Annotated in this window: 3 protein-coding genes; 2 read left to right on the forward strand and 1 reads right to left on the reverse strand. The window is 63.6% G+C overall.

Translation table 11 applies throughout. The features are described 5' to 3' along the window. Positions 1 to 3: 3 nt before the first annotated feature. On the reverse strand, positions 4 to 294 hold the full coding sequence (locus VK804_RS14835; protein WP_325371576.1) for a 4a-hydroxytetrahydrobiopterin dehydratase: 291 nt from the start codon (positions 292 to 294) through the stop codon (positions 4 to 6). A gap of 447 nt (positions 295 to 741) precedes the next feature. Here VK804_RS14835 and VK804_RS14840 point away from each other — a divergent pair, with 447 nt between their 5' ends. Both VK804_RS14840 and VK804_RS14845 read left to right on the forward strand, forming a co-directional pair. Then, the gene (locus VK804_RS14840; protein WP_325371577.1) at positions 742 to 2,337 is read left to right on the forward strand and encodes a TAXI family TRAP transporter solute-binding subunit; all 1,596 of its coding nucleotides are present in this window, start codon (positions 742 to 744) and stop codon (positions 2,335 to 2,337) included. 199 nt (positions 2,338 to 2,536) lie between these two features. Then, on the forward strand, positions 2,537 to 3,622 hold a 1,086-nt coding region (locus tag VK804_RS14845; protein ID WP_325371578.1), incomplete at its 3' end, for a GTP-binding protein.

A 3,622-nucleotide genomic window follows, 5' to 3' on the forward strand; every position in this document is an offset into this window, starting at 1 on the left:
CTTTTATCCGGCGAATTTATTCATGGTCTCGGCGAGCTTGATGTCGAGTTCGGTCACGCCGCCGGCGTCGTGCGTCGACAGCGTCACCTCGACGGTCTTATAGACATTGAACCATTCCGGATGATGGTCGAGCTTCTCGGCGACCAAAGCCGCGCGCGTCATGAAGCCGAAGGCCTCATTGAAATCGGCAAAGACGAACTTTTTGCTGATGGCGTCGCGGCCACTGACCTCGCTCCATCCCTTGAGCCGGCCGAGCGCGCTCTTGCGCGCCTCGCCGGAAAGTTTTTCCCTCATGTGCAATTCCCCTTGGTGAAGCGGAAACGGCCGGTCGAACGCACCGCCCTACCTAGCAAACGGCGCTTCACCACGCGAGGTTCCTCAAGTCTCGGCCAAGATGTGATCGGCAACACGGAGGCCGTCCGCCGGGACCTGATAAAGGGATGAATGCGCGACGGCACGGCCAGCCGGGACGCACCGGGCCGCGCCAAAGTCGGGCCATAAGTCGGACCGAAATTGGCGAGACCCGACATCGCCGGATTAACCAAAGCCCGGCATTGAACCCCCTCCGGATGGGGACGACATACGAACGACTAGGGCCAGACGCCAGGAGGCGTGTTAGGATTTGCTATGCTGCCCGGACCACATCGCCCGCCCGTGGCCCAGAGATTTTGGTTGTTCCGCCGCACCGAGGGGGCCGGCGGCCCGGCAGGGGTTGCGCCCGGCCCCGGGTCGACGAAAGCCATGAATTTCGGATCGCTGGAACATATGGTGCGAGGCCGGGTGCGGATGTTCCTGCGCAACACCGTGCTGGTCACCATTGTCGGCACCATCGTCCTCGGCGCGGTCGTCTGGGCCGGCGTTTACTACACGGCGGAGCGCGATCGCCTGCGGATCGCCGCAGGCCCTCTCGACACCCGTTTCGTTGGCGTGCTGTCGGACCAGATCGCGAGCGAGCACCGCGACCTGCACCTCGAGCTCGTTGCGACGAACAGTACGCAGGGCGCCGCGCAGGCCATGACCAAGGGTCAGGCCGACCTTGCCATCCTGCCGAGCGATCTCGACGACACACTCAATTGGCCGGTCGTCGCCATTCTGCGGCAGAACGTCATCGCGCTGGTCGTTCCGGCAGCTGCGGCGGCGGCGAAGCCGAAGCCGGAAGAAACCGCTGCAGCCACGAAGCCCGCCAAGAGCGGCAAAGAGGGCAAGAGCAAGGGCGGCAAAACCGCGAAAGCGGCAAAGGGCAAATCCGGCAAGGCCGCGAAGACCGCAAAGAGCGACGACAGTGACGATAGCGACGACAGCGATTCGTCAAGCGACAGCAAGTTCGGCAAAGTCTCAGATCTTGCCGGCAAGCGCGTCGGCATCGTCACCAGCAACGAGGCGACCAGAGGCCTGCTCGAACTCGTGCTGAGCCATTACGGCGTTCCGCTCGCCAAAGTGACGATATCCGAGATCGATCTGAAAGACGTCGCCAATGCCGTCAAAGCCAATAAGATCGATGCGCTGCTGGTTGCCGGCCCGGCAACCGGCGCGGCGATTTCCGAGGTCGTTGCGGCGGCCACGCAGAACGGCGTCGCGCCGAATTTCATCGAGATCGATCAGGCCGATGGCATCGCCAAGCGCGATCCTGCTTTCGCTTCGGACACTATCGATGCCGGCACTTTTGGCGGTTCGCCGCCGTCGCCGAGCGATGACCTCAAGACGCTCAGCTTCGCCGAATATCTGGTGGCGCGCCGATCCGTCAGTTCGTCGACCATCGCCACCTTGTCGAAGGTGATCTACACATCGCGGCAGGCGATCGCGGCCGCGATGCCGCGGGAGGCCAAGATCGAGGCGCCGGCGACCGATAAGGATGCCGATATCGTCACCCATCCCGGCGCGCTCGCATATCTCACTGACAGCACGCAGACATTCTGGGACAGATACGGCGACGACATCTTCTACGGCATGCTGATCTTCCCGGTTTTCGGCTCGGCCATCGCCGGCGTCGCGAGTTATTTGCGCAGCGACACCCGCACCCGGCGGCTGCGTCTGTTGCAGAAGGTTCTGGATATGGTGCGCAAGGCGCATACAGCGCAGAACCTCGAAGCGCTGGAGCAGTTGCAACTGGACGCCGACAATCTGGTCATCGCCATCGTTCATCAAAGCGAGCACGAGGAATTCGACGAGACCGTGCGCATGTCGTTCTCGTTCGCGCTCGACCAGCTCCGCTTCGCCATCGCCGCGCGGCGGACCGCGATTCTCGACCGTGGCGGCGCGGGCGCGGGCGAAGCCGCGCCCGCCATCGCGCTCGGTGGTTCCGGCCCGGCGGCGGGTTCCAAAATCGCCGCGGCATAAATTCCTTAAGGCCCGCATTTATTAAAGGCCCCGGTCGCCGACGGGACGCCGTTACCTTAACGGACAGCCCCATTGTGCTGTGCACAAACTTCGATTGCTTCCGGCGCAAAAAGCCCTATATACAGCGCACAAACGCGGGCCCCTGGCGATCCTTGCTTGTGATCCTCGGGGGCCCGCCTTTGATTCCCGGATAGCTTTTATGAACCTGCGCAATATCGCCATCATCGCCCATGTCGACCACGGCAAAACCACCCTGGTCGACCGCCTGCTGCAGCAATCAGGCTCGTTTCGCGACAATCAGCGCGTCGTCGAGCGGGCGATGGATTCCAACGACCTCGAACGCGAACGCGGCATCACCATCCTCGCCAAGGCCACCTCGCTGGTCTGGAAGGACACCCGGATCAATATCGTCGACACCCCCGGCCACGCCGATTTCGGCGGTGAGGTCGAGCGCATCCTCAACATGGTGGATGGCGCGCTGGTCCTGGTCGACGCCGCCGAGGGGCCGCTGCCGCAGACAAAATTCGTCGTCTCCAAGGCGCTCAAGATGGGGCTCAAGCCCATCGTGGTGATCAACAAGGTGGACCGCTCCGATGCGCGCGCCACCGAGGTCGCCAATGCCGTGTTCGACCTGTTCGCGGCGCTCGACGCCACTGACGAGCAGCTCGATTTTCCGATCCTGTACGGCTCCGCCAAGCAGGGCTGGATGGCCATGTCCGAGGACGGCCCCAAGGACCAGGGCATGGCGCCCCTGTTCGACCTCGTGCTGCGCCACGTGCCGCCGCCCACGGTCGAGGACGGTCCGTTCCGCATGCTCGGAACCATTCTCGAATCCAATCCCTATCTCGGCCGCATCGTCACCGGCCGCATCACCTCCGGTTCGGTGAAGCCGAACCAGCAGGTCAAGGTCATCGACCGCAACGGCGAACTGATCGAGGAAGGCCGCGTCACCAAAGTGCTGGCCTTCCGCGGCCTCGAACGGGCGCCGATCGAGGAAGGCTTTGCCGGCGACATCGTCGCCATTGCCGGCCTGCCGGAAGCTTTCGTCTCGCACACGCTGTGCGCGCCGGAAGTCGCCGAGCCGCTGCCGGCGCAGCCGATCGATCCGCCGACTCTGACCATGACGTTCCGCATCAACGATTCGCCGCTCGCCGGAACCGAAGGCGACAAGGTGCAGAGCCGCGTCATCCGCGACCGGCTGCTGCGCGAAGCCGAAGGCAATGTGACGCTGCGGATTTCCGAATCGAACGAAAAGGATTCCATGGAAGTCGCCGGCCGCGGCGAA

This window comes from Bradyrhizobium sp. (assembly GCF_035484855.1).
Taxonomy (GTDB): domain Bacteria; phylum Pseudomonadota; class Alphaproteobacteria; order Rhizobiales; family Xanthobacteraceae; genus Bradyrhizobium.

Excerpts from the sequence above, each read along its gene's own strand:
- VK804_RS14840 (WP_325371577.1), top strand. The coding sequence starts at position 742 with ATGAATTTCGGATCGCTGGAACATATGGTGCGAGGCCGGGTGCGGATG.
- VK804_RS14835 (WP_325371576.1), bottom strand. The coding sequence starts at position 294 with ATGAGGGAAAAACTTTCCGGCGAGGCGCGCAAGAGCGCGCTCGGCCGG.